This is a genomic window from Bradyrhizobium sp. LeoA1Lang, from assembly GCF_055413685.1.
In genome coordinates, this window is record NZ_JBVAPG010000412.1 from 1 (window position 1) to 1,179 (window position 1,179).

The window sequence follows — 1,179 nt, forward strand, 5'->3', positions numbered from 1 at the left end:
GGTGGCTTCGCCACAGCCACATCATCGTTGGCGGGCGCAGGCAGCGTAGGGTCAGCCTCAAGATCGCCCAGCTCGAGCGCAAGCTGTTCGTCCACGAGCACCGCAAGCCGCTCCGACCGCTTCCCGAAGATCATCTCCTTGAGCGTCTGCATTGCTACGCGCAGCTTCTCGTTCTCAGCGTCAAGCGCGAGCACCATCTCGGTCAGAGCCGCCGGATCGGTCGGGAGAGCGTCGGGACGAATCGCCATGATCAGACGATACATCCGCGCGACCCGTGCTCCAGCGAAATCCTCACGCCTCAGCCGACAACGGTCGGCTGCTTCACAGGCTTGGGCGACACACGCGTCCACTCGAGCCCGTCGAGCAGCATCGCAAGCTGCGTCGCACTGAGATGCACAACGCCGTCGCGGATCGGCGGCCAGGTGAAACGTCCTTGGTGCAACCACTTCGTTACCAGCACCATGCCGCTGCCGTCCCACGCCAGAAGCTTCACTCTGTCCATGCGCTTGCTGCGGAACACGAAGACGTCGCCGCAATACGGGTTCGCACGCAGCGCTTCGCTCACCAGCGCCGACAGCGTGTGCACCGATTTGCGAAAGTCGACCGGCTGTGCCGCCAGCACCACCTTGAGGTCAGACCGTAGTGCAATCACCGGATCCCCCGAAGCGCCGCCAGCACCGTCGACAGGGTCGCCAGCTCCACGCCCGACTCGACCCGGATGCGCGCCCCGTTCACCTCGATCTCGACCACCCCGCAGACCTTGGCCGGCGGCGCGGCGATCTCCAAAGGCTTCGTCTGTACCGGCGAAATACGCTCGGACTCGCCAGCTGTCCCGCCACCGCTCTCGGCACCAATTTGGATCGGCACGAAGCTTGGCGCCTTGCCCGCTACCGCCGCCGCAACTTGGCGTCGCCACACCGTAAGCAGCCCGCGGGAAACCCCATTGCGCCGCGCCACCTCGGAGATGTTCGCACCCTCCTCAAAGCTCTCCGCCACGATCCGGGCCTTCTCCTCGCCCGTCCACCGTCGCCGTCGGCGCTCCCCAGTGATCACCTCGACGCGACGATAGGAGTCACCTTCCTGCCTGGCATCAAGCATGGCATTTGCCATCGTTACACCTCCACCGATCCGCTCATGCCAGGCTGTATCGCGCGCAAGCCGAAGGATGGCTAGGTGGGG

The 1,179-nt window shown here is 65.1% G+C and carries 3 protein-coding genes; all 3 read right to left on the reverse strand.

Annotation, left to right across the window (positions count from 1 at the left end; all coding sequences use genetic code 11):
* Positions 1–248, reverse strand: a 248-nt coding sequence (locus tag ACZYOF_RS43850) for an IS66 family transposase (protein WP_463719599.1), incomplete at its 3' end; no start/stop codon positions are given.
* Between the two features lie 50 nt (positions 249–298).
* Positions 299–652 carry an IS66 family insertion sequence element accessory protein TnpB gene (gene tnpB, locus ACZYOF_RS43855; RefSeq protein WP_091897204.1) on the reverse strand — a complete coding sequence of 118 codons (354 nt, stop codon included), beginning with the start codon at positions 650–652 and terminating at the stop codon, positions 299–301.
* A partial coding sequence (gene tnpA / locus ACZYOF_RS43860) for an IS66-like element accessory protein TnpA (protein ID WP_463719600.1) occupies positions 649–1,179 on the reverse strand: 531 nt, incomplete at its 5' end. The genes tnpA and tnpB, both read right to left, overlap by 4 nt.